19 protein-coding genes and 2 tRNA genes are annotated in these 22,315 nt (G+C 72.8%); 19 read left to right on the top strand and 2 right to left on the bottom strand.

Features of this window, described 5'->3' with window-relative positions:
• The first annotated feature begins 57 nt into the window (after positions 1-57).
• Positions 58-411 carry a DUF488 domain-containing protein gene (locus tag ACUYMY_RS09980; RefSeq protein WP_481703415.1) on the top strand — a complete coding sequence of 118 codons (354 nt, stop codon included), beginning with the start codon at positions 58-60 and terminating at the stop codon, positions 409-411.
• Between the two features lie 17 nt (positions 412-428).
• Here the strand turns inward: ACUYMY_RS09980 and ACUYMY_RS09975 are convergent, their stop codons facing one another.
• Positions 429-977: a hypothetical protein gene (locus tag ACUYMY_RS09975; protein ID WP_481703414.1), complete on the bottom strand. Its 549-nt coding sequence runs from the start codon at positions 975-977 to the stop codon at positions 429-431.
• Between the two features lie 367 nt (positions 978-1,344).
• Between ACUYMY_RS09975 and ileS the strand changes: the two genes are divergently transcribed.
• Genes ileS through ndk form a run of 4 tightly spaced genes read left to right on the top strand, consistent with a single transcriptional unit; the run spans position 1,345 to position 7,009 of the window.
• Entirely contained in the window at positions 1,345-4,722 is a 3,378-nt protein-coding gene (gene ileS, locus ACUYMY_RS09970; RefSeq protein WP_481703413.1) for an isoleucine--tRNA ligase, read from the top strand.
• Entirely contained in the window at positions 4,719-6,092 is a 1,374-nt protein-coding gene (locus ACUYMY_RS09965; protein WP_481703412.1) for a bifunctional folylpolyglutamate synthase/dihydrofolate synthase, read from the top strand. The genes ileS and ACUYMY_RS09965 overlap by 4 nt, the downstream gene beginning before the upstream one ends.
• A complete protein-coding gene (locus ACUYMY_RS09960; RefSeq protein WP_481703411.1) occupies positions 6,092-6,550 on the top strand; it encodes a DUF4233 domain-containing protein in 459 nt (152 codons plus the stop codon). The genes ACUYMY_RS09965 and ACUYMY_RS09960 overlap by 1 nt, the downstream gene beginning before the upstream one ends.
• A 39-nt stretch (positions 6,551-6,589) precedes the next feature.
• Positions 6,590-7,009 carry a nucleoside-diphosphate kinase gene (gene ndk, locus ACUYMY_RS09955; RefSeq protein ID WP_481703410.1) on the top strand — a complete coding sequence of 140 codons (420 nt, stop codon included), beginning with the start codon at positions 6,590-6,592 and terminating at the stop codon, positions 7,007-7,009.
• A gap of 100 nt (positions 7,010-7,109) precedes the next feature.
• Here ndk and ACUYMY_RS09950 read toward each other — a convergent pair whose 3' ends face one another.
• Positions 7,110-7,739, bottom strand: coding sequence for a vitamin K epoxide reductase family protein (locus tag ACUYMY_RS09950; protein ID WP_481703409.1), 630 nt, complete (start codon positions 7,737-7,739; stop codon positions 7,110-7,112).
• Between the two features lie 399 nt (positions 7,740-8,138).
• Between ACUYMY_RS09950 and ACUYMY_RS09945 the strand changes: the two genes are divergently transcribed.
• The 14 genes from ACUYMY_RS09945 to ACUYMY_RS09880 all read left to right on the top strand — a co-directional run bounded on the left by ACUYMY_RS09945 (position 8,139) and on the right by ACUYMY_RS09880 (position 22,180).
• Positions 8,139-11,642, top strand: a complete 3,504-nt coding sequence (locus ACUYMY_RS09945) for an Rne/Rng family ribonuclease (protein WP_481703408.1) — start codon at positions 8,139-8,141, stop codon at positions 11,640-11,642.
• An 11-nt stretch (positions 11,643-11,653) separates the two neighbouring features.
• Positions 11,654-13,162, top strand: coding sequence for a bifunctional hydroxymethylpyrimidine kinase/phosphomethylpyrimidine kinase (thiD, locus tag ACUYMY_RS09940; protein ID WP_481703407.1), 1,509 nt, complete (start codon positions 11,654-11,656; stop codon positions 13,160-13,162).
• A 285-nt stretch (positions 13,163-13,447) separates the two neighbouring features.
• Positions 13,448-13,759 carry a 50S ribosomal protein L21 gene (gene rplU / locus ACUYMY_RS09935; RefSeq protein ID WP_481705033.1) on the top strand — a complete coding sequence of 104 codons (312 nt, stop codon included), beginning with the start codon at positions 13,448-13,450 and terminating at the stop codon, positions 13,757-13,759.
• Between the two features lie 55 nt (positions 13,760-13,814).
• Positions 13,815-14,066, top strand: a complete 252-nt coding sequence (rpmA, locus tag ACUYMY_RS09930) for a 50S ribosomal protein L27 (RefSeq protein ID WP_481703406.1) — start codon at positions 13,815-13,817, stop codon at positions 14,064-14,066.
• Between the two features lie 157 nt (positions 14,067-14,223).
• Positions 14,224-15,837 carry a GTPase ObgE gene (obgE, locus tag ACUYMY_RS09925; protein ID WP_481703405.1) on the top strand — a complete coding sequence of 538 codons (1,614 nt, stop codon included), beginning with the start codon at positions 14,224-14,226 and terminating at the stop codon, positions 15,835-15,837.
• Positions 15,821-16,957: a glutamate 5-kinase gene (proB, locus tag ACUYMY_RS09920; protein ID WP_481703404.1), complete on the top strand. Its 1,137-nt coding sequence runs from the start codon at positions 15,821-15,823 to the stop codon at positions 16,955-16,957. Before obgE ends, proB begins: the two co-directional genes overlap by 17 nt.
• Before the next feature lie 74 nt (positions 16,958-17,031).
• On the top strand, positions 17,032-18,378 hold the full coding sequence (locus tag ACUYMY_RS09915; RefSeq protein ID WP_481703403.1) for a glutamate-5-semialdehyde dehydrogenase: 1,347 nt from the start codon (positions 17,032-17,034) through the stop codon (positions 18,376-18,378).
• A 104-nt stretch (positions 18,379-18,482) separates the two neighbouring features.
• Positions 18,483-18,725: a hypothetical protein gene (locus ACUYMY_RS09910; RefSeq protein WP_481703402.1), complete on the top strand. Its 243-nt coding sequence runs from the start codon at positions 18,483-18,485 to the stop codon at positions 18,723-18,725.
• Positions 18,726-18,787: 62 nt separating this feature from the next.
• Positions 18,788-19,420: a nicotinate-nucleotide adenylyltransferase gene (gene nadD, locus ACUYMY_RS09905; protein ID WP_481705032.1), complete on the top strand. Its 633-nt coding sequence runs from the start codon at positions 18,788-18,790 to the stop codon at positions 19,418-19,420.
• Positions 19,417-20,817, top strand: a complete 1,401-nt coding sequence (locus ACUYMY_RS09900) for a hypothetical protein (protein WP_481703401.1) — start codon at positions 19,417-19,419, stop codon at positions 20,815-20,817. Before nadD ends, ACUYMY_RS09900 begins: the two co-directional genes overlap by 4 nt.
• Before the next feature lie 33 nt (positions 20,818-20,850).
• Positions 20,851-21,243 (top strand): ribosome silencing factor, encoded by a 393-nt coding sequence (gene rsfS / locus ACUYMY_RS09895; RefSeq protein ID WP_481703400.1) that lies wholly within the window; start codon positions 20,851-20,853, stop codon positions 21,241-21,243.
• Positions 21,244-21,909, top strand: a complete 666-nt coding sequence (locus ACUYMY_RS09890; protein ID WP_481703399.1) for a histidine phosphatase family protein — start codon at positions 21,244-21,246, stop codon at positions 21,907-21,909.
• A 121-nt stretch (positions 21,910-22,030) separates the two neighbouring features.
• Positions 22,031-22,103, top strand: a tRNA-Ala gene (locus ACUYMY_RS09885).
• A 1-nt stretch (position 22,104) separates the two neighbouring features.
• Positions 22,105-22,180: transfer RNA gene (locus ACUYMY_RS09880), tRNA-Ala, on the top strand.
• The last annotated feature ends 135 nt before the right edge of the window (positions 22,181-22,315 follow it).

Below are 22,315 nucleotides of genomic sequence, written 5' to 3'. Positions count from 1 at the left end.
CCATGGATTGCGCCTGTATCGGCGACGGAACGGTGGGTGCGGCCTAGCATGGGGCGCATGGGCGCGATCGGCATCCGCCGGGTCTACGAGGCCTCGCCGGAGGGGACGTACCGGATCCTCGTCGACAGGGTCTGGCCGCGCGGGTTGAGCAAGGACGACGCCGCCGTCGACCTCTGGCTCAAGGAGGTCGCCCCGTCGACGGAGCTCAGGACGTGGTTCGGCCACGATCCGGGGCGCTTCGAGGAGTTCGAGCGCCGGTACCGGGACGAGCTCGCGGGCTCCGATGCCCTCGCCACGCTGGCCGACGCCGCGAAGGGCCACCACGCCGTCGAGCTCGTCTACGGGGCGCGCGACGAGGAGCACAACCAGGCGGTTGTCCTGCGGAAGCTGCTCGCACGGAAGGTGCGCTGACCCGCGGGGCGATCACCTCATGCGGACGTCGCGGCCCAGAGGCTCAACCGGCGGCCCCTGAGCCTCCCGGGCCACCTGGTCGACCGGCGCCACGGCCGTGCCGAGGAGTTCGGAGCCGGGAAGCGGGCCAGGAGCGAGAAGCCGTCTGGGCTCATGCCCGCCCGGAGTGCGCCGCCGGCGCGTGCCGCGTGCTGCTCGAGGGCAGCGATGTCCGCCCCGGCGGTGAGCAGCTGCCCGAGCGACGTCTCCCCGGGGGTGTCAGTGAGGCGCAGCTCGAGGCCGCCGGGCGACCAGTGGAGCTCGAGCACGACCGGCGACGCCGCGTCCGCGTGCGCGGCGGCGTTGGCGAGGCCCTCGCGGATGACGCGATAGGCGGCCGCCTCGCGAGCGGGCCCGAGGGACACGGGACTCCCGGTCTGCGCGATCTGCAGGCGCAGGCCGAGGCGGCGTCCGGCGCGGACGAGGCCCTCGGCCTGCGCAAGGCTCGGGCCGGCTGGACCGGACGGCGTCCGCGTGCCGTCGAGCGTCCACCGGGTTCGGGTCCAGGGGCTGGACAAGCGGGGCATGGGGCCTCCTCGGGAAGGGCTCATCAGGTGCCGACCCCAGCAGTATCGGCGGCCACTGCCAATAAGTCCAGTTGCTAGATAAATTGTCATTTGTTCCCGCCGGCCCCGCTTCGACACGCGCGGGCGGCTCGCCGTAGACTTGACCCCAAAGCATTGACCCGGCCATCACCGGTGAGCTTCCGGAAGAACGGCACGCGCCTGTTTGCGGCGGCCCAGTAGAACCGGACGGGCAGGCCCGTCACAGCCGCAATGAGAGGCCCGCTGTGCAGGCATGACGCCGGCGGGCAAGTGAGGTGGTACCGCGGTGCCTCCCGGCAGATCCGGGCGGAGGCCGTCCTCGCATCGTCAGCAGCGAGCCAGGATCCGAGTGAGCGTGTACCCCAAGGCCACCAGCGCAGCGGACGCAGTCAGCAGCGAGAGCACCCCCAGCCGGACGCAGCCCGGCGCTGTGCGCTTCCCCGAGGTGGAGGAGCGCATCCTGAAGTACTGGGACGAGGACGGCACGTTCCAGGCCTCCATCGACGCCCGGGACGCCGGCCGCAACGGCGACAACGAGTTCGTCTTCTACGACGGCCCGCCCTTCGCCAACGGCCTGCCCCACTACGGCCACCTGCTCACGGGCTACGCGAAGGACCTCGTGGCCCGCTACCAGACCCAGCGCGGCCGCCGCGTCGAGCGCCGCTTCGGGTGGGACACCCACGGCCTGCCCGCCGAGCTCGAGGCCATGAAGCAGCTCGGCATCAGCGACAAGGCCCACATCGACCGCATGGGCGTCGACCGGTTCAACGACGCGTGCCGGGCCTCGGTCCTGAAGTACACCCACGAGTGGGAGGCGTACGTCAAGCGCCAGGCCCGCTGGGTCGACTTCGAAAACGACTACAAGACGCTCAACGTCGAGTACATGGAGAGCGTCATCTGGGCCTTCAAGACGCTCTACGAGAAGGGCATGACCTACAACGGCTACCGCGTCCTGCCGTACTGCTGGAAGGACGAGACACCGCTGTCCAACCACGAGCTGCGGATGGACGACGACGTCTACAAGGACCGCCAGGACCAGACCGTCACCGTCACGTTCCCCCTGCGCGCCGGCGAGTCCGAGCTCTCGCGCGAGCTCGAGGGCGTGCTCGCCCTCGCGTGGACGACGACGCCCTGGACCCTGCCCACGAACCTCGCCCTCGCCGTCGGGCCCGAGGTGCGCTACGCCGTGGTGCCCGTAGGGCCGAACGGGGTGAAGGCCGCTGGCGAGGGCGCGTTCGACGGCGCGAGGTTCCTCCTCGCCGAGGACCTGCTCGGCTCCTACGCCAAGGATCTGGGGTACGACGACGGCGCTGCCGCCCTCTCCGCCGTCGAGCGCACCCTCGCCGGGGCCGAGCTCGAGGGCATCCGCTACGAGCCGCTCTGGGACTACTACGCCGACGCCTCGACGTGGGGCACGCAGAACGCGTGGCAGATCCTCGTCGCCGACTACGTCACGACGACCGACGGCACCGGCGTCGTCCACCAGGCCCCGGCCTACGGCGAGGACGACCAGAAGGTCTGCGAGGCCGCCGGCATCCACGTGATCCTGTCCGTGGACGAGGGGGCGCGCTTCCTCTCGACCTTCGCGTCCGGCCCGCTCGCCGACATCGCCGGCCTGCAGGTCTTCGAGGCCAACAAGCCCATCACGCGCGTGCTGCGCGAGCAGGGCCGCCTCGTCAAGCAGGCCAGCTACGAGCACAGCTACCCGCACTGCTGGCGCTGCCGCAACCCGCTGATCTACCGCGCGGTCTCGAGCTGGTTCGTCGAGGTCACGAAGATCAAGGACCGCATGATCGAGCTCAACGAGCAGATCACCTGGATCCCCGGCAACGTCAAGCACGGCCAGTTCGGCAAGTGGCTCGAGAACGCGCGCGACTGGTCCATCAGCCGCAACCGGTACTGGGGCAGCCCGATCCCGGTCTGGGTGTCGGACGACCCGGAGTACCCGCGGACCGACGTCTACGGCTCGCTCGCCGAGATCGAGCGCGACTTCGGCCGGCTGCCTCTCAACCACGCCGGCGAGCCTGACCTGCACCGGCCGTTCATCGACGAGCTCACGCGCCCCAACCCGGACGATCCGCGCAGCCCCGAGGAGGGGCAGTCGACGATGCGGCGCGTCCCCGACGTCCTCGACGTCTGGTTCGACTCCGGCTCGATGCCCTACGCCCAGGTGCACTACCCGCACGAGAACCAGGACTGGTTCGAGACGCACAACCCGGGCGACTTCATCGTCGAGTACATCGGGCAGACGCGCGGCTGGTTCTACACCCTGCACATCCTCGCGACGGCGCTCTTCGACCGCCCGGCGTTCCGCAACGTCATCAGCCACGGGATCGTCCTCGGCTCCGACGGGCAGAAGATGTCCAAGAGCCTGCGGAACTACCCGGACGTCTCCGAGGTCCTCGACCGGGACGGCTCGGACGCGATGCGCTGGTTCCTCATGTCGAGCCCGATCCTGCGCGGCGGCAACCTCATCGTCACCGAGCAGGGCATCCGCGACGGCGTGCGCCAGGTGATCCTCCCGCTGTGGAACGTGTACAGCTTCTTCACGCTCTATGCGAACGCTGCGGGGGAGTCCGGCTACGAGGCGCGCCTGCGGTACGACGGCTACACCGAGCCGCTGGACCGCTACCTCCTCGCCGAGACCGGGCGCCTCGTGGAGGCCATGCAGGGGCACCTCGACGCCTACGACATCTCGAGTGCGTGCGACGTCCTGCGCGAGTACCTCGACATGCTGACCAACTGGTACGTGCGCCGCTCCCGCCAGCGCTTCTTCGACGAGGACGCGGACGCGTTCGACGCGCTCTACACCGCCCTCGAGGCCGTGTGCCGCGCGTCGGCGTCGCTCCTGCCGCTCGTGACCGAGGAGATCTGGCGCGGCCTGACCGGCGGGCGCTCGGTGCACCTCGCCGACTGGCCCGACGCCGGCCTCTTCGCCGACGACGCGGCGCTCGTGGCGCAGATGGACCGCACCCAGGCCGTGTGCTCGGCCGGGTCGTCGCTGCGCAAGGCCGCGAAGCTGCGGGTGCGGCTGCCGCTGCGGGCGCTCACCGTCGTCGTGCCCGACGCCGGCGCGCTGGCCGGCACCGAGCCGGTGATCGCCGACGAGCTCAACCTCAAGTCCGTCCGGCTGCTCGACGCTGCCGAGGCGAGCGAGGAGGAGTTCGGCATCGAGCGGAAGCTCGTCGTCAACGCCCGCGCCGCCGGCCCGCGCCTCGGCAAGGGCGTCCAGCAGGCCATCAAGGGCAGCAAGAGCGGCGACTGGTCCGTCTCCGACGCCGGCACCGTGACCGCGGGCGGGCTCAAGCTCGAGCCGCACGAGTACACGCTCGAGACGGTCGTGGACCCGGCGAAGGCCGGCGCCTCCGCCGCCGTGGCCATGCTCCCGGGCGGCGGCTTCGTGGTCCTCGACACCGAGGTCACCCCGGAGCTCGAGGCCGAGGGCCTCGCCCGCGACCTCGTCCGCACGGTCCAGCAGGCCCGCAAGGACGCCGACCTCAACGTGAGCGACCGCATCCGCACCACGATCACGGCGCGCGGCGACGTCCTCGCCGCCGCCCGCGCCCACGAGGAGCTCGTGGCCGGGGAGACCCTGAGCGTCGAGCTTGTGCTCGTCGAGGCCGACGCCGAGCCGTCGGCCGCCGTCGAGGTCCTCGCGTCAGCGGAGTCTGCTGCACCGGCGGGCGCGCAGTCCGCGGGGCAGCCGGCAGGGGAGGGTGCACTGTGAGCGGCGGCCTGTCGGAGCTGACGACCGTCGAGGAGGTCTACGCCGAGCTCCTCGGCCGTGCCCCCGAGAACAAGATGGAGCCGCGGCTCGCGCCGCTCTTCCGCGCCATGGACGTCCTCGGCGAGCCGAACAGGGCCTTCCCGATCGTCCACATCACCGGAACGAACGGCAAGACGTCCACGGCCCGCATGATCGAGGCGGGCCTGCGGGCCCACGGCCTTCGCACGGGACGCTACACGAGCCCGCACCTCGTGAAGGTGACCGAGCGGATCAGCATCGACGGCGAGCCCGTGCCCGACGCGACATTCGTGCGGATCTGGAACGAGATCGCCCCCTACCTGGGGATTGTCGACGCCGAGCTCGAGGCCGCAGGGCAGCCCCGGCTGACGTACTTCGAGTGCGTGACGATCCTCGGCTTCGCGGTCTTCGCCGACGAGCCCGTCGACGTCGCCGTGATCGAGGTCGGCCTCGGCGGCATCACCGACGCGACCAACGTCGGGGACGGCGCCGTCTCGGTGGTCACCCCGATCTCCCTCGACCACACCGACCTGCTCGGCGACACCGAGGCGGACATCGCCGCGGAGAAGGCCGGCATCATCAAGCCGGGCGGCTTCCTCGTGAGCGCCGCCCAGCCCGCCGAGGCCGCCCAGGTCCTGCTCGAGAAGGCCCGCGAGGTCGGCGCGGCCTACCGGTTCGAGGGCGTCGAGTTCGGCGTCGAGTCCCGCTCGCTCGCCGTCGGCGGGCAGCTCGTGACCGTCCAGGGGCTCGCGGGCCGCTACGACGACATCCCCGTGCCGCTGCACGGGGCGCACCAGGCGCAGAACGCCGCCGTCGCCATCGCGGCCCTCGAGGCGTTCATCGGCGGGGGCGAGCGCGAGCTCGATGCCGACGTCCTGCGGGAGGCCTTCGCGTCCGTGAGCTCGCCCGGCCGGCTCGAGGTCGTGCGCACCTCGCCCACGATCGTGCTCGACGCCGCCCACAACCCCGAGGGGATCCGCGTCAGCTCGGTCGCCCTGGCCGAGGCGTTCGACTTCTCGGTGCTCGTCGTCGTCCTCGGCGTGCTCCGCGAGAAGGACGCCGAGGAGATCCTGCGGACCCTGCAGGAGGAGCTCGCCGAGCTGCCGGTCGAATACTGCTTCACCCAGTCCGGCTCCCCGCGCGCGATCCCCGCCGAGGAGCTCGCCGAGCTCGCCCTGGACCTCGGCTTCGCCGAGGACGCGGTACACGTCGAGGCGAAGCTCGACGACGCCCTCGAGTACGCGGTCGAGCGCGCCGACGCCGCGGGCGACTTCGGCGGCGGGGTGCTCGTGACCGGCTCGATCACGGTTGTCGGCGAGGCTCGGCTCCTGCTCGGGAAGGGGGCCTCGTGATGGCCCGCCTGACCAAGGCGCAGCGCGAGTGGCGCCCCGGCATGCCGAAGAAGCGCCGCAGCGTCAGGGTCATGTTCGCGTCCCTGACGCTCGTGACCGAGGCGTTCGTCGTGTTCTTCGCGACGCTCGTCGTGTTCGGCCTGCGCGGGCGGGAGCTCGGCGCGCCCCTCGTCCTGCTCGGCGGCTTCGGCCTCGTTGTCGTCTTCGTCCTGGCCTGCGCCGTCGTCGCACGGCCGTGGGGCGTCTGGGTGGGGTGGGCGCTCCAGGCCGTGCTGGTCGCGATGGGCTTCCTCGAGCCCATGATGTTCGCCGTCGGCGGCGTCCTGGCCCTCACGTGGTGGTACGGCCTCGTCACGGGCGCGCGGATCGACCGCGAGAGCGCCCAGCGCGAGCGGGAGCAGGCCGAGTGGGAGAAGGCGCACCCGGAGGAGGCCGGTGGGGCCTCCGACGGAAAGTAGACTGGCACGGAACCCCAGTACCCCGATCCAGGAGCATCTGTGAGCACTGAACGCACCCTTGTCCTCGTCAAGCCGGACGGCGTGGCCCGCGGGCTGACCGGGACGATCCTTGCCCGCGTCGAGGCCAAGGGCTACCGCCTCGCCGAGCTCAAGCAGCTCGTGCCGAGCCGGGACCTGCTGGCCGAGCACTACGCCGAGCACGAGGGCAAGCCGTTCTACGAGCCGCTCCTCGAGTTCATGGCCGGCGGCCCCGTCGTCGCCGCAGTGTTCGAGGGCCACCGCGTCATCGAGGGCTTCCGCTCGCTCGCCGGCACCACCGACCCGACGACGGCGGCCCCGGGCACCATCCGCGGCGACTTCGGCCGCGACTGGGGCCTCAAGGTCCAGCAGAACCTCGTCCACGGCTCCGACTCGTCCGAGTCGGCTGAGCGCGAGATCAAGATCTGGTTCGGCGCGTGAGCCGCTGAGCCGAGGCGAAGGGCGCCTCCCGCAGATGCGGGAGGCGCCCTTCGTGCCTCTGGGGGGCCGCCGTGGACAGAAGCCGCGCCTGGCCGGGCAGCTACATCGTCGAGGGCACGAACATGTGGATGAACCGGAAGAAGATCGACGCCGCGACGCCCACGAAGAGGACGGCCACGATGACCCAGCCCCAGTCGGCGAGGCCGCGGACGACGGCGGGCGGGGCCGGGATGACGCCCTGGATCACGTTCCGGGCGGTCGTCCAGACGAACATCGGGATCATCATGGCCCACACGACCATGCAGAGCGGGCACAGGATCCCGATCGCGTAGAGCGCCTGGGTCCACAGCCACACGACGAACGCGAAGCCGAGCGTGACCCCGACCTGGAGCCCGATCCAGTACGGCCGCCCGAAGCGGGCGCCCGCGAGGAGGCCGACCGCCGTCGTGATGGTCACCGCGAAGGCGACGATCCCGATGAACATGTTCGGGAAGCCGAAGACCGAGCTCTGCCACGTCTCCATGACCTCGCCGCACGAGATCCAGGGGTTCACGTCGCAGACGGTCACGTGGTCCGGGTTCTCGAGCTTCTCGAGCTTCTCGAGGACGAGCGCGCCCGAGGCGAGCCAGCCGACGATGCTCGTGCCGAGGAGCAGCCAGGCGAACGGCCGGGTGCGGGCCATCGCGGGTCCGGTCTCGGCGGCCGGCACGGTGGGGGTCTGGGTGAACATGGGTGAGCGGTCCTTCCTCGCCTACTGGCGGCATTCTAGGACGGCAGGCTGGACGCGGGCCGTACGGATCGCCCGGCTTCGTCTCCTGGAGGGCGGCCGTGTGAGAGAATGCCAGTGGCCGGGCACTGTCCCACATGCAGTGGCCGGTCCGGTGTTCAGCGCGAAGACCGCCGGCCCCCTGAGGGCCCCGCCGGATCGATGGTCCGCACGGGGACGGGGGGCCAGAGCGGCACCTGGCCGGCCCTGACGGTAGGCGGGTTGCACGCGGCACCGGCCCTGCGCGGCGCACCCGCGCGGGCAACGGACTGACTTCTGTCGGCGCCTGCGGGTGCCGGCTCGTGGTGCCGCCGCGAGCGCCGTATGTGGGGGCGCTTGGGGCGGCCTTTGGAGTACGCACAGATGGATATCGAACAGCAGGCCGGCGAGACGGCCCCTGAAGCAGCCCCTGCGGAGGAGACGGAGAAGCCTCGTCGCCGGACGGCTCGGCGGCGGACCGCCGCCACGACGACCGCTCCCGCGGACGCCGCCGACGCGGGGACGGAGGCGTCCGACGCCCCCGCCTCCGGGGAGGCGGCAGCACCGGCCGCGGAGGCGGCCGAGGCCGCGTCAACCGCGGAGCTCGCCCCCGAGAAGCCCAAGCGCGCGCCGCGCAGCCGCAAGAAGACCGCCCCGGCCGAGGAGGCCGCGGAGGAGCCTGCACACGAGCAGGGGAGCGCTGTGCAGGAGGGCGCCGCGCAGGCCGAGGCCGCGCAGGCTGAGGCTGCGCGGTCTGAAGCCGCACTGCCTAGGGCCGACCAGCCCGGGGCCGACCAGCCCGAGGCGGACCAGCCCGAGGCGGCGCCGCGCGAACCCGCCCCCGTGCGCTCCCGCCGTCGTGCAAGCGCCCGCGCAGCGGCCGCCCAGGCCGACTCGAAGTCCGCCGCGGCGACGCCTGCCCCCGAGGCTGTGGCCCCGGCGCCGGCCGAGGCCCCCGTCGCAGAGTCCGCGGCGCCTGCGTCCCGCGCGAAGAGCTCGGTCCGCGCCCGGCGCCGCGCCGCCGGGGCGTCGGCTGCCCCCGTGGCAGCCCCCGTCACCCCCTCGGGCGCGACCGAGGCCGACACCGTGCAGGCTGAGGTGCCTCAGGCCGTTGCCCCCCAGGCCGCTGTCCAGCAGGCCGCTGTCCAGCAGGCGCCGGCCGCGAAGGAGGCTGCCCCCGCTCCGGTCGAGGCAGCTGCCTCCCCCGAGGCCGAGGAGGCGACCCAGGACCAGGAGCTCAGCGGGTTCGCGGCCCTGTTCAGCGACGCCGTCTCTCCGACCTCGCTCCTGTTCCAGGCCCCGGACCTGAGCGCGATCGTCCGCCCGGCCCCTGCGGAGGAGCCCGAGGAGGAGGAGACCGAGGAGGACGAGGAGACGCTGCCCTCGCGCCGCCGTCGTCGCAGCCGGGGCCGCCGCGGGCGCTCTCGCGTCAGCGACGAGACGGGCGAGGAGGGCGCCGAGGAGGGCGAGGACGAGGAGGCCGACGCCGACGAGGTCACCTCGCGCCGTCGTCGTCGCCGCCGCCGTGGCGAGGCCGACCTCGAGCTCACGGGCGGCGAGGACGACGATCCGCCCAACACCATCACGCGGGTCCGCGCGCCGCGCACCCCCTCCGAGGGGACGTCCAACCGCGTCCAGAGCGTCAAGGGCTCGACGCGCCTCGAGGCGAAGAAGCAGCGCCGCCGCGAGTCCCGCGAGTCTGGCCGCCGCCGGCACGTCATCACCGAGGCCGAGTTCCTCGCGCGCCGCGAGTCGGTCGACCGGCAGATGGTCGTGCGGCAGAAGGAGGACCGCATCCAGATCGCGGTCCTCGAGGACGGCGTGCTCGCCGAGCACTTCGTCTCGAAGACGCAGCAGGACTCGCTCATCGGCAACGTGTACCTCGGCAAGGTCCAGAACGTCCTGCCGTCGATGGAGGCCGCGTTCGTCGACATCGGGCGCGGGCGCAACGCCGTGCTCTACGCGGGCGAGGTCAACTGGGACGCGGCGGGCCTCGAGGGCGCCCCGCGGCGCATAGAGAACGCGCTCAAGTCCGGCGACTCCGTGCTCGTCCAGGTCACGAAGGACCCGGTCGGCCACAAGGGTGCCCGCCTGACGAGCCAGATCTCCCTCCCGGGCCGGTACCTCGTGTACGTTCCCGGCGGGTCCATGACGGGCATCTCGCGCAAGCTGCCCGACGTCGAGCGCAACCGGCTCAAGCGGATCCTCAAGGACCGGCTCCCCGAGGACGCCGGCGTGATCGTGCGCACCGCGGCCGAGGGGGCGAGCGAGGAGGAGCTCACCCACGACATCAACCGCCTGCGGGCGCAGTGGGAGTCGATCCAGTCCCAGGCGTCCTCGACGAAGGTGCTCGCCCCCGAGCTCCTCTACGGCGAGCCGGACCTGACCATCAAGGTGGTCAGGGACGTGTTCAACGAGGACTTCTCGAAGCTCATCGTGAGCGGCGAGGAGGCGTGGGACACGATCGAGGCCTACGTGACGTATGTGGCCCCGGACCTCCTCGGCCGGCTCGAGAAGTACCAGGGCGAGGACGACGTCTTCGCGCAGTGGCGCATCGACGAGCAGATCCACAAGGCCCTCGACCGCAAGGTGTTCCTGCCCTCGGGCGGCTCCCTCGTGATCGACCGCACCGAGGCCATGACGGTCATCGATGTCAACACGGGGAAGTTCACCGGCTCGGGCGGCAACCTCGAGGAGACGGTCACGAAGAACAACCTCGAGGCCGCCGAGGAGATCGTCCGCCAGCTGCGCCTGCGCGACGTGGGCGGGATCATCGTCATCGACTTCATCGACATGGTCCTCGAGTCGAACCGCGACCTCGTGCTGCGCCGCCTCGTCGAGTGCCTCGGCCGCGACCGCACCAAGCACCAGGTCGCCGAGGTCACGTCCCTGGGCCTCGTCCAGATGACCCGCAAGCGCATGGGCACGGGCCTGCTCGAGGTCTTCAGCGAGACCTGCGAGGTGTGCGCGGGCCGCGGCGTGATCACCCACGACGAGCCGATCGAGCGCGGCGGCCGCCCCTCGATCCCGGCTGCGGAGCCCCAGCAGCCCCGCTCCGACGCCAACGGCGCCGGCGCCGGTGCTGGCCGCAAGCGGCGCCGGCGTGGGGGCCAGGCCGGCGAGGCCGTGCCGGCCCCGGCACCGGCGCCCGCTCCGGTCCCCGCGGACGAGGCCCAGCGGCAGGCCCGGGCCCAGGCGACGCGCGCTGCCCTCGCGGCGGTCGCCGCGGCGGCCCACGCTGCGCACCTGCACGACGACGAGGTGGCCGCGGCCCGCGCGGCCGAGGCCCAGTCGCACGCAGCCGAGGCACTCGCGTCCCAGCCGGCCACCCCAGCCCCGGCCGCCGCGGGCGCACCGGCCCACGCCGCCCGTGGCGAGGGCGAGGCCGAGGCGCCCGAGGTCCCCGCGGCCTTCGCCGCCCCGCCTGCGCCCGAGGTCGCCACGGGTCCGCTCGGCCTGCCGCTGCCCACCGCCTCGACGCCGCGCCTGCCGGCGCCCCCGGCCTCCGGCCACGGCGCCCCGGCCGTGCTGACCATCGGCGGGGAGCGGATCCAGTTGCCGCACGGAGAGGGAGTGCCCGAGGCCCCCGCGCCGGCCCCGATCCTGAGCCTCGACGACCTCAGCCACGCCTTCGACCAGCTCACGGGCGAGCGGCACACGCCCGCCGAGGGAGAGCGCCCGGGCCGACGCCGCCGCAGCCGCGGCGCGCGCAGCGGCCAGGGCTCGGCTGAGGTGACCCGCGTCGAGCAGTCCACGGGCGCCGTCGGCGGCCAGACGCGGTCCGTCTCGGCCCCCGCGAAGCCCCAGCAGGCCGAGCCGGCCACCGGCACCGACGAGGGCGATGGCCCGCTGATCCTGGGCGTCGGCGTGCCGGCGTCGGAACTCTAGAGGTGGCGCTGGTGGCGCGCGTCCCCCGCGTGCTCAGCATCGCCGGATCCGACCCCTCCGGCGGCGCGGGCATCCAGGCGGACCTCAAGAGCATCGCGGCCATGGGCGGCTACGGCATGAGCGCCATCACGGCGCTCACGGCCCAGAACACGCGGGGCGTCACCGCAGTGCACACGCCCCCCGCCGACTTCCTCGCGGCGCAGCTCGACGCCGTGTCGAGCGACATCGCGATCGACGCCGTCAAGATCGGCATGCTCGCCGACGCCGAGGTGATCCGCACGGTCGGGGAGTGGCTCGAGCGGACCCGGCCCGGCGTCGTCGTGCTCGACCCGGTCATGGTGGCCACGAGCGGCGACCGGCTGCTCGCGGCGGAGGCCGAGGAGGCGCTGCGGGGGCTCCTGTCCCGCGCGCACCTCGTGACGCCGAACCTCCCCGAGCTCGCGGCCCTCCTCTCGGAGCCCGAGGCCGAGACGTGGACGGAGGCGCTCGGGCAGGGCCTGCGGCTCTCCGAGCGCACCGGGGCCGCCGTGCTCGTCAAGGGCGGGCACCTCGACGGCGCCGAGTGCCCGGACGCGCTCGTCGACGCGGCGGCGCCGGGCGACGGCCGAGTCCTCGAGGTCCCCGGCCTGCGCGTGGACACGCCGAACACCCACGGCACGGGCTGCTCGCTCTCCTCGGCCCTCGCGACCGTCCAGGCGCGGACGGGCGACTGGGCCCGCTCCCTCACCGTGGTCAAGCAGTGGCTCCGGGGCGCGCTCGAGGCCTCGGCGGTCCTCGAGGTCGGCGGCGGCCACGGACCCGTGCACCACTTCCACCATGCCGAGGCGGCCGTGCCGCTGGCTGAGGGGGAGTTCGCCGGGGCGCTGTGGGACGCGACGGAGAAGGTGCGGGCGGAGATCGACGCGCTGCCGTTCATCGCGGAGCTCGACGCCGGCACGCTCGCCGAGCGGGACTTCGCCTACTACCTCGCCCAGGACGCCCAGTACCTCAACGGCTACTCCCGGGTCCTCGCCCGCGCGAGCGCGCTCGCGCCGACCGAGGCGGAGCAGGCCTTCTGGGCGGAGGGCGCTCGGGTGTGCCTCGAGGTCGAGGCGGAGCTGCACTGCACGTGGCTCTCGCGCCATCCGCAGGACGGCGGGAGCCTCACCCTCGGGCCGGTCACGAAGGCCTACGTGGACCACCTGCTCGCGGCCTCGGCCTCGGGCAGCTACGCCGTGCTCACGGCCGCCGTCCTCCCGTGCTACTGGATCTACGCAGAGGTGGGGGCCGCGCTGCACGCGCGCCTCGTGTCCCGGCGGGAGGCCGGAGAGCACGGGGACGCCGGGGAGCACCCGTACGCGGACTGGATCGCGACCTACGCGGACGAGGGCTTCGCCGAGGCCACACGCCGCGCGATCGCGTACACGGACGCGGCCGGGCGGGCTGCGGCGGCGGGGGAGCGGCAGGCGATGCGCGCGGCCTTCGCGGCCTCGGCCGTGTACGAGCGTGAGTTCTTCGACGCGCCGCGCCGGTATGCGTGAGCCGGCGGACCGCCGGCATGGTCTAGACTAGAGGAGCGTGCTTTCCGGCCCAGCCGTCCTTTCCGGCTGACGGGCCGGACCGGCTCATTTGCAGCCGGGCTGAGGACTGGCGTATCCTTGATCCTCGGTGCTTTCGCCGTCATTTGGGCTCTGCTCCCAGGGATTCCCTCGCGGACTCACGGCACGAAGCACAGCTGGGCGCCTGACTCCCCGTGCATGGGCACGGACGCCGGGCGCCGCGCGCAAAGAGCTTTAGAAATATCGTCGAGAGAAGTGAGTTCCCAAGTGGTGTACGCGATTGTCCGCGCTGGCGGCCGCCAGGAGAAGGTTTCCGTCGGAGACTTCGTGACCCTCAACCGCGTGGCCGGCGCCGCCGGCAGCACCATTGAGCTGCCCGCGCTGCTCCTGGTCGACGGCGACAAGGTCACCTCTGCCCAGGCCGAGCTGGCCAAGGTCACGGTCACGGCCGAGGTCCTCGAGGACCTCCGTGGTCCGAAGATCGTCATCCAGAAGTACAAGAACAAGACCGGGTACAAGAAGCGCCAGGGCCACCGCCAGGAGCTGACCAAGGTCAAGATCACCGGCATCAACGCCTGAACCTGATCTTTCTGTAGTTCCCCAGATTTCCTGATTCCCTAGGGAGGCATAGCTCATGGCACACAAGAAGGGCGCAAGCTCCACCCGCAACGGCCGCGACTCGAACGCGCAGCGCCTCGGCGTCAAGCGCTTCGGCGGCCAGACCGTCAACGCCGGCGAGATCCTCGTCCGCCAGCGCGGCACGCACTTCCACCCGGGCAACGGCGTGGGCCGCGGCAAGGACGACACCCTGTTCGCCCTCACCGCGGGCGCCGTCCAGTTCGGCACCCGCCGCGGCCGCCGCGTCGTCGACATCGTCGCCGCGTAGCGAACAGCACCGCAGCTTTCCGCGCCCCCACTCGGGGGCGCACACCACGCACAGGGTGGAGCGGGCCAGTGGTCCGCTCCACCCTTTGCTGTGCCCGGGCAGTCCCGGGCTGCACCACTAGACTCGGGGGAGACCCCGACGACCTAAGGAGAACACCGTGGCGAGCTTCGTGGACCGCGTCGTGCTGCATGTCTCGGGCGGCAACGGAGGCCACGGCTGTGTCTCCATCCGGCGCGAGAAGTTCAAGCCCCTCGCCGGCCCCGACGGGGGCAACGGCGGCAACGGCGGCAGCGTGATCCTGCGCGTGTCGTCGCAGACGACGACGCTGCTCGACTACCACCACTCGCCGCACCGGCACGCCGAGAACGGCGGGCCCGGCATGGGCGACTGGCGCGCCGGGCACCAGGGCGCCCCGCTCATCCTGCCCGTCCCGGACGGCACGGTCGTCAAGTCGCGCGACGGCGAGGTCCTCGCTGACCTCGTCGGCGAGGGCGCCGAGTACGTCGCGGCCGAGGGCGGCCAGGGCGGCCTCGGGAACGCCGCGCTCGCCTCCGCCAAGCGCAAGGCCCCCGGCTTCGCCCTGCTCGGGATCGAGGGCGAGGCCCGAGACATCGTCCTCGAGGTCAAGACGATCGCGGACATCGCGCTCGTGGGCTACCCCTCCGCGGGCAAGTCGAGTCTCATCGCAGCGATGTCCGCGGCCCGGCCGAAGATCGCCGACTACCCGTTCACGACCCTCGTGCCCAATCTCGGCGTCGTCCAGGCCGGCGACGTGCGCTTCACGATCGCCGACGTCCCCGGGCTCATCGAGGGCGCGAGCGAGGGCCGCGGCCTCGGCCACGACTTCCTGCGGCACGTCGAGCGCTGCGCGGCGCTCGTGCACGTGCTCGACTGCGGCACGCTCGAGGCGGACCGCAACCCGCTCGACGACCTCGCGGTGATCGAGGCGGAGCTCGAGAAGTACTCGGCGGACATGGGCTTCGCCGGGGCCGACGGCGAGGTCGTGCCGCTCAACGAGCGCCCCCGCCTCGTCGCCCTGAACAAGGTGGACCTGCCCGACGGGCGGGACATGGCCGAGATGGTCCGGCCCGAGCTCGAGCGCCGCGGCTACCGCGTGTTCGAGGTCTCGGCGACGAGCCACGCGGGCCTCAAGGCGCTCGGCTTCGCCATGGCGGAGATCGTCCAGGCCGCGCGTGACGCCGTCAAGGCCGCGCCGCCCAAGGTCGCGCCCGCCGTCCTCCGCCCCCGCGCCGTCAACGAGACCGGCTTCCGGATCCGGCGTGAGGAGCGGAACCTCGAGCCGCTGTTCCGCGTGATCGGAGAGAAGCCCGAGCGCTGGGTCAAGCAGACCGACTTCGCGAACGAGGAGGCCATCGGCTACCTCGCCGACCGGCTCAACCGGCTCGGGGTCGAGGACGAGCTGTTCAAGGCCGGCGCCAAGGCCGGGGACACGGTCGTGATCGGCGAGGAGGACGGCGTCGTCTTCGACTGGGAGCCGACCATGATGACCGGTGCCGAGGTCCTCACGGGCCCGCGCGGCACGGACCTCCGCCTCGCCGACTGGGAGCGGCCCACGCGCGCCCAGAAGCGCGAGGAGCACGAGGAGCGCAAGGCCGCCAAGGCCGCGGCCCGCGCCGAGCTCGAGGCAGAGCGCCGCGCCGGCATCTGGACCGAGTCGAGCCGCCGCCGGCAGCAGCCGGCCACGGACCGGGAGGCCGTCGCCGGCGACGCGGCCGCGGAGGGGGAATGGGCGGATGACGACGACCTCTGAGACGCTCGTGCGCGGGCGCGAATGGCTCCCCGAGGCGCAGCGGATCGTGGTCAAGGTGGGCTCGTCGTCCCTCACGACCATCCGGGGAGGTATCTCCGAGAAGGCCCTCGCCGCGCTCGTGGACACGCTCGCCGAGCGCGCCAACGCCGGCACCGAGATCGTGCTCGTCTCCTCGGGCGCGATCGCCGCGGGCCTCGCCCCCCTGGGCCTGGCCCGGCGCCCCAAGGACCTCGCGACGCAGCAGGCCGCCGCGAGCGTCGGCCAGGGCCTGCTCATGGCCCGATACACGCAGGCCTTCGCAGCCCACGGCGTGACCGTGAGCCAGGTGCTGCTCACCGCGGAGGACCTCGTGCGCCGCACGCAGTACGCCAACGCGCACCGGGCCCTCGAGCGGCTCCTGAACCTCGGCGTCGTGCCGATCGTGAACGAGAACGACACCGTGGCCACGCACGAGATCCGCTTCGGCGACAACGACCGCCTCGCGGCCCTCGTCGCGCACCTCGTCCACGCCGACGCGCTCGTGCTCCTCTCTGACGTCGACTCCGTCTACACGGGCCCGCCCGCCGAGGGCGGCGTGCGGATCGAGCACGTCCGTGGGCCCGAGGACCTCGACGGCGTCCGGATCGGCAGCGCGGGCAAGGCCGGCGTCGGCACCGGCGGGATGGCCACGAAGGTCGAGGCCGCCGGGATCGCGGCCGGCTCCGGCATCCCCGCGCTCGTGACCTCGACGGCCGCCGCGGCGCGCGCCCTCGCGGGCGAGGACGTCGGCACCTGGTTCAGCGTGAACGGCCGCCGCAAGCCCGTCCGGCTCCTGTGGCTCGCGCACCTCGCCGCGACCCGCGGCTCGCTCGTGCTGGACGACGGCGCCGTGCGGGCCGTGCGGCACCGGCACCGCTCGCTCCTGCCGGCCGGGATCACCGCAGTGTCGGGCGACTTCGAGGCCGGCGACCCGGTTGAGCTCACCGACGCCGCGGGATCGGTCATCGCCCGAGGGCTCGTGAACTTCTCGGCAGGCGAGCTCCCCGCGATGCTCGGGCGCTCGACCCGTGAGCTCGGGCGGGAGCTCGGGCCCGAGTACGAGCGCGTCGTCGTGCACGTCGACGACCTCGTGCTCGTGTGACCCCTCCCGGAACCGATCGGTGCTGCGTGATGTGCGCGACGGCGGGGCCCTGACCCGCTCGGTAGACTTGATGCATGACTGACACCGCGCACGAGACCCTTCCCGTCGAGCACACGCCTGCCTCAGAGGCCCCCGGGGCCGCGCAGCCGACGTTCTCGCCGGCAGAGGTCGACGCCGCGGTCAACGCCATCGGGGACCGCGCGCGCCGCGCCGCCCGGCACATGGCGCGCGCCAACCGCGCGTGGAAGGACCGTGCCCTCACGGCCATCGGCGCCGCCCTCAAGGCCAAGGAGACGGACATCCTCGCGGCCAACGCGCTGGACCTCGAGGCCGGCCGCGCCAACGGCACCTCCAAGGCCCTCCTCGACCGCCTCGCCCTCACGCCCCAGCGCATCGACGGGCTCGTTGACGCCCTCGAGAACCTCGCGGGCCTGCCCGATCCCGTCGGGAACGTGGTCCGCGGCCAGACCCTGCCCAACGGCCTGCGCCTGCGCCAGGTCAACGTCCCTATGGGCGTCGTCGCCGCGATCTACGAGGCGCGCCCCAACGTCACCGTCGACATCGCTGGCCTCGCGCTCAAGAGCGGCAACGCGGTCATCCTGCGCGGCGGGAGCGCCGCCGCGAACACGAACACCGCGCTCGTGGCGATCCTGCGGGACACCCTCGTGGAGGTCGGGCTGCCCGCCGACGCCGTGCAGAGCGTCGACGCGTACGGGCGCGAGGGTGCGAACGTGCTCATGAGGGCCCGCGGCCGCGTCGACGTCCTCATCCCCCGCGGCGGGCGCGAGCTCATCCAAAGCGTCGTGCTCAACTCCACCGTCCCCGTCATCGAGACGGGCGAGGGCAACGTGCACATCTTCGTCGACGAGAGCGCCGACGAGCAGATGGCGGTCGACATCCTGCTCAACGCCAAGACGCAGCGCCCGAGCGTGTGCAACACGGTCGAGACCCTTCTCGTGCACCGGGGGAGCACGGTCCTCCCCGCGGTCGCCCGGGCCCTCGCCGCCAAGGGCGTACGCCTGCACGTCGACGGCCGCACGATGGAGGCCCTGCCCGAGGGCGTCGAGGCGACCGCCGCGACGGACGAGGACTGGGCCACTGAGTACATGGACCTCGACCTGGCGGTCGCGACCGTCGACTCGCTCGACGACGCCATCGACCACATCCGCCGCTGGAGCACGGGCCACACCGAGGCGATCCTCACCAACGACCTGCGCAACGCCGAGCGCTTCGTCGCGGAGATCGACTCGGCCGCGGTCATCGTCAACGCCTCGACGCGCTTCACCGACGGCGGGGAGCTCGGCCTCGGCGCCGAGGTGGGCATCTCGACCCAGAAGCTCCACGCCCGTGGCCCCATGGGCCTGACGGAGCTCACGACCACGAAGTGGATCGTCCAGGGCGAGGGTCAAGTCCGCGCCTGATGCTCACGGTAGGATGATCCAAGCAGCCGGACGGCCGCGCCCCGTGGACGGTCACCCGTCCCGCCGGGCGCGGCCGCCGCATCAACCGACCTGAAGGGACAACAATGCTGGCATCGCTGATCAGCACCGCAGTGAACGTGACCGGCGAGGCGGCCGGCCACGAGGAGCGCGCCCCGCTCATCGCAGAGCCGTGGGTGATCGGCGTCACGCTGTTCACGGTCCTCGTGGCCCTCATGTTCACCACGATGGCGTTCAAGAGCCTCGGCCGCCGTCACGAGGCCGTCGAGGAGCACGCGGACCCGCACCGCCAGCACCCGAACAAGCACGACCGCGGCGTGGGCCACTGAACCCTCTGACCGTGGGCCCGGCTGACCAGCAGGCGAGCGGACGGCGAGTCCGCCTCGGCGTCATGGGAGGAACCTTCGACCCGATCCACCACGGCCACCTCGTGGCCGCCAGCGAGGTCGCGTCGAAGTTCGCCCTCGACGAGGTGGTCTTCGTCCCGACCGGGGAACCGTGGCAGAAGTCGAAGCGGCGGGTCAGCCAGCCCGAACACCGCTACCTCATGACGGTGATCGCCACGGCCTCCAACCCGCGGTTCACCGTGAGCCGGGTGGACATCGACAGGCCCGGGCCCACGTACACGATCGACACCCTGCGGGACCTGCACCGGCTCCGGCCGGAGGCGGACCTGTACTTCATCACCGGCGCGGACGCGATGGCGCAGATCGTCTCGTGGAAGGACGTCGACGAGCTCTGGGACCTCGCCCACTTCGTGGGCGTCACGAGGCCTGGGCACGAGCTCCACGATCTCGGGCGCAAGGACGTGAGCCTGCTCGAGGTCCCGGCCATGGCGATCTCCTCGACCGACTGCCGCACACGCGTCGCGGCGGCCGAGCCCGTCTGGTACCTCGTGCCGGACGGGGTCGTGCAGTACATCGCCAAATACGGCCTATACCGCGCCCACGACGGCGCGGGCTCGGTGGGGGAGCCCGCGCCGGAACGTGAGCGTTCCGGCAGCACTGGAACGACCAAGCCATGAGCAACGACGAGACACCGATCACGAGCAGGCGCCAGCGGCGCCGCGCACAGGCCCAGCTGTCCGAGAGCGGCCAGGAGCAGCAGCTCACGCCGGCCCAGGCGGAAGCCGAGGCCAAGGCGAAGGCCGAAGCCGAGGAGCGGGTCGCCCGCGCCCGGGCAGAGGGGCTCGCTGCCGCCCATGAGGCCGCGGCGGGTGTGGCCCGGCCGGGACAGTCCCCCCCGTCGGCTCCCGGCGCCCGCCGCTCCCCGTCCGCACCCCCGGCATCGGCCTCCGTGCAGCCGGGACGGACGCGGGGCCAGGAGGCGCCCGCCGGGCGCGCGCGGCGCGCCCTCGACGCCCCCATCGACGGGAGCGAGGCGCATGCCGAGCGCTCGTCCCAGGCGCGTGCCCGAGACCGGGCCACGCACCGGGCGCTGCGGGAGCTCCACGAGAAGGAGCAGGCGGCCCAGACCGCGGCCCAGGCAGCCGGGTTGCCCAGCCGTCGCGCCCTGCGCCAGCAGGGGGACACCGGCCGGATCGCGGTGACGGGCGAGCAGCTCCGTCCTGCTCCCGAGGCGGGCCAACCGCTGCCGGGCCGACCCGAGGGGCAGCAGGGGACCGGTCGTCAGGCAACCCCCCAGGAGGCCCCGAGGAGGGACGAATCCGCTCCGGCGGCGGGTCCGATCCCCGTGGTTCCCCCCGCGGCCGGCGGGCCCGCCGGGCCAGGCCCAGTGCCCGGCGTCGACCCCGCCCCGCCGACGGCGATGCAGGGCATCGTGCCGAACGGCCTCACCGTGGTGCCGGCCCTCGGGCCCGAGACCGGCTCGTTCCGCAAGCTCAGCCACGAGCAGATCGCTGCCGCGCGTGAGATGCTCAAGGAGCAGGCCAAGAACCAGGCAGCGATGATTGAGGCCCAGCGCACGGGGGGCACCGACGTGGACCCCGAGGTGCTCGCGCAGCAGGTCGCGATGGCCGAGCGCGCCGCCGTCCTGAACCGGCGTGCGCGGGCCAAGCAGCGGCTCGCCGAGGAGAGCAAGCGGGAGAGCGCCGGGCCCCCACGCCAGGCGCCTACGCCGAGCTCGACGGACAACCTCGCGATGGTCACCCCGCTCGAGTTCATGCGGGTCCCCGGCGTCCCGCACCCGGTGATGAAGCCGCCGTCGACGACCCACGTCCCCCTCCCCACGGGCCGGGTCACGAAGCAGCCCGTCCGGAGGCCGGCGCCCGACGCCGCCCCTCCGGCCGAGGCCGCCCCGGTCTCGGCGCGCAGTGCCCACGGGCTCGACCCGCTGGGCTCGGCCGAGGCCGGCGCGGGGCGGGCCGAGCGCGAGCGGCTCATCCTGCTGGGAATCGGCGCGCTGGGCGTCCTCGCCCTCATCGTCGCCGTCATCATGACCGTGCTCGGCGGCGGCAGCTAGCCGCCGCCAGACACCACAGCTCCAAGGAGAAGAGTGAGCGCAACAGATAACGCGGTCCAGCTGGCCCGCACGGCCGCGAAGGCCGCCGCCGACAAGCTCGCGGAGAACATCGTCGCCGTCGATGTCAGCGACCGGCTCGCCATCACCGACGTCTTCGTGATCGCCTCGGCGCCGACCGAGCGCCAGGTCAACGCCGTCGTCGACAACGTCGAGGACGAGCTCATCGTCCAGCTCGACCGCCGGCCCGTGCGCCGCGAGGGCCGTTCCGAGGGCCGCTGGGTCCTGCTCGACTTCGGCGACGTCGTCGTGCACGTCATGCACGACGAGGACCGTGCCTTCTATGCGCTCGAGCGCCTCTGGAAGGACTGCCCCGTCGTGGACCTCGGGCTCGAGGACGGCGGCGCCGCGGCGCCCGCCGCGGGCTGAGTGCGGGAGCGCAAGGGGCGCAGGATCGTCTTCTGGCGGCACGGGCGTACCGACTGGAACGCCGCCGGCAGGTTCCAGGGCCAGACTGACATCCCCCTCAACGACGACGGCCGCGCGCAGGCGCAGAGCGCCGCGCTGCGGCTCGCCTCGCTCAGCCCGGACGCGATCGTGTCCTCGGACCTCGAGCGCACGCGGGCGACGGCGGAGGCGCTCTCGGCGGTCACCGGGCTGCCTCTGGCACTCGACGCCGGTCTGCGCGAGACCAACGCCGGCCAGTGGCAGGGGCACACCTTCGACGCGATCCGGGCGCTCGACGGGGACAGGCTCCACCGCTGGGAGGACGGGGACGTGCACGTGCCGGCGGGGGGCGCCGAGACGCGCCTCGACGTGGCCGCCCGGGTGCGCCGCGCCGTCGACCGCGCCCTCGGTGACGTGCCCGCGGACGGCACGCTCGTCGTCGTGAGCCATGGCGGCGCGATCCGCGTGGGGCTGGCCGAGCTGCTGGGCCTCCCGCACGGCCTGTGGGGCGCCCTGTCGGGGCTCGCGAACTGCTCGTGGTCCGTCCTCGAGGAGCGCCGGCCCCACGCCGACGGAGCGGTGCGCTGGCGCCTCGGCGAGCACAATGCGGGGACCCTTCCGGTGCCCGTGACGCTCGAGGAAGGCTGACCGCCGGGGCGTCTCTCGATTTGTGCAGAGGGGCCGCCACGTTCTAAGATATTCGAGTTGCTCCGGACGGGAAGCAGCGAAAGGCGAAGGCCTTTCCGAGGCCGTCCGAGGCTTCACTTCCGGGGCTGTGGCGCAGCTGGTAGCGCACCTGCATGGCATGCAGGGGGTCAGGGGTTCGAGTCCCCTCAGCTCCACGGGGGTATGGCGCAGTTGGTAGCGCGTCTGCATGGCATGCAGAAGGTCAGGGGTTCGAATCCCCTTACCTCCACCACAGGAGGCCCGGATTTCCGGGCCTCTTTCGTTTCCCCCTCACCATTGCATCTGCCCAGCTCCCTGGAGCGGGACACGGACTGAAGGCCCTAGTCTGAATGGCCGGCATCGGGCACAGTGGACCTGCCGCCCGAAG

This window comes from Sinomonas sp. T428B (genome assembly GCF_056780155.1).
The sequence above is the reverse complement of the archived record's forward strand: the minus strand, read 5'-3'. Positions and strand labels throughout refer to the sequence as shown.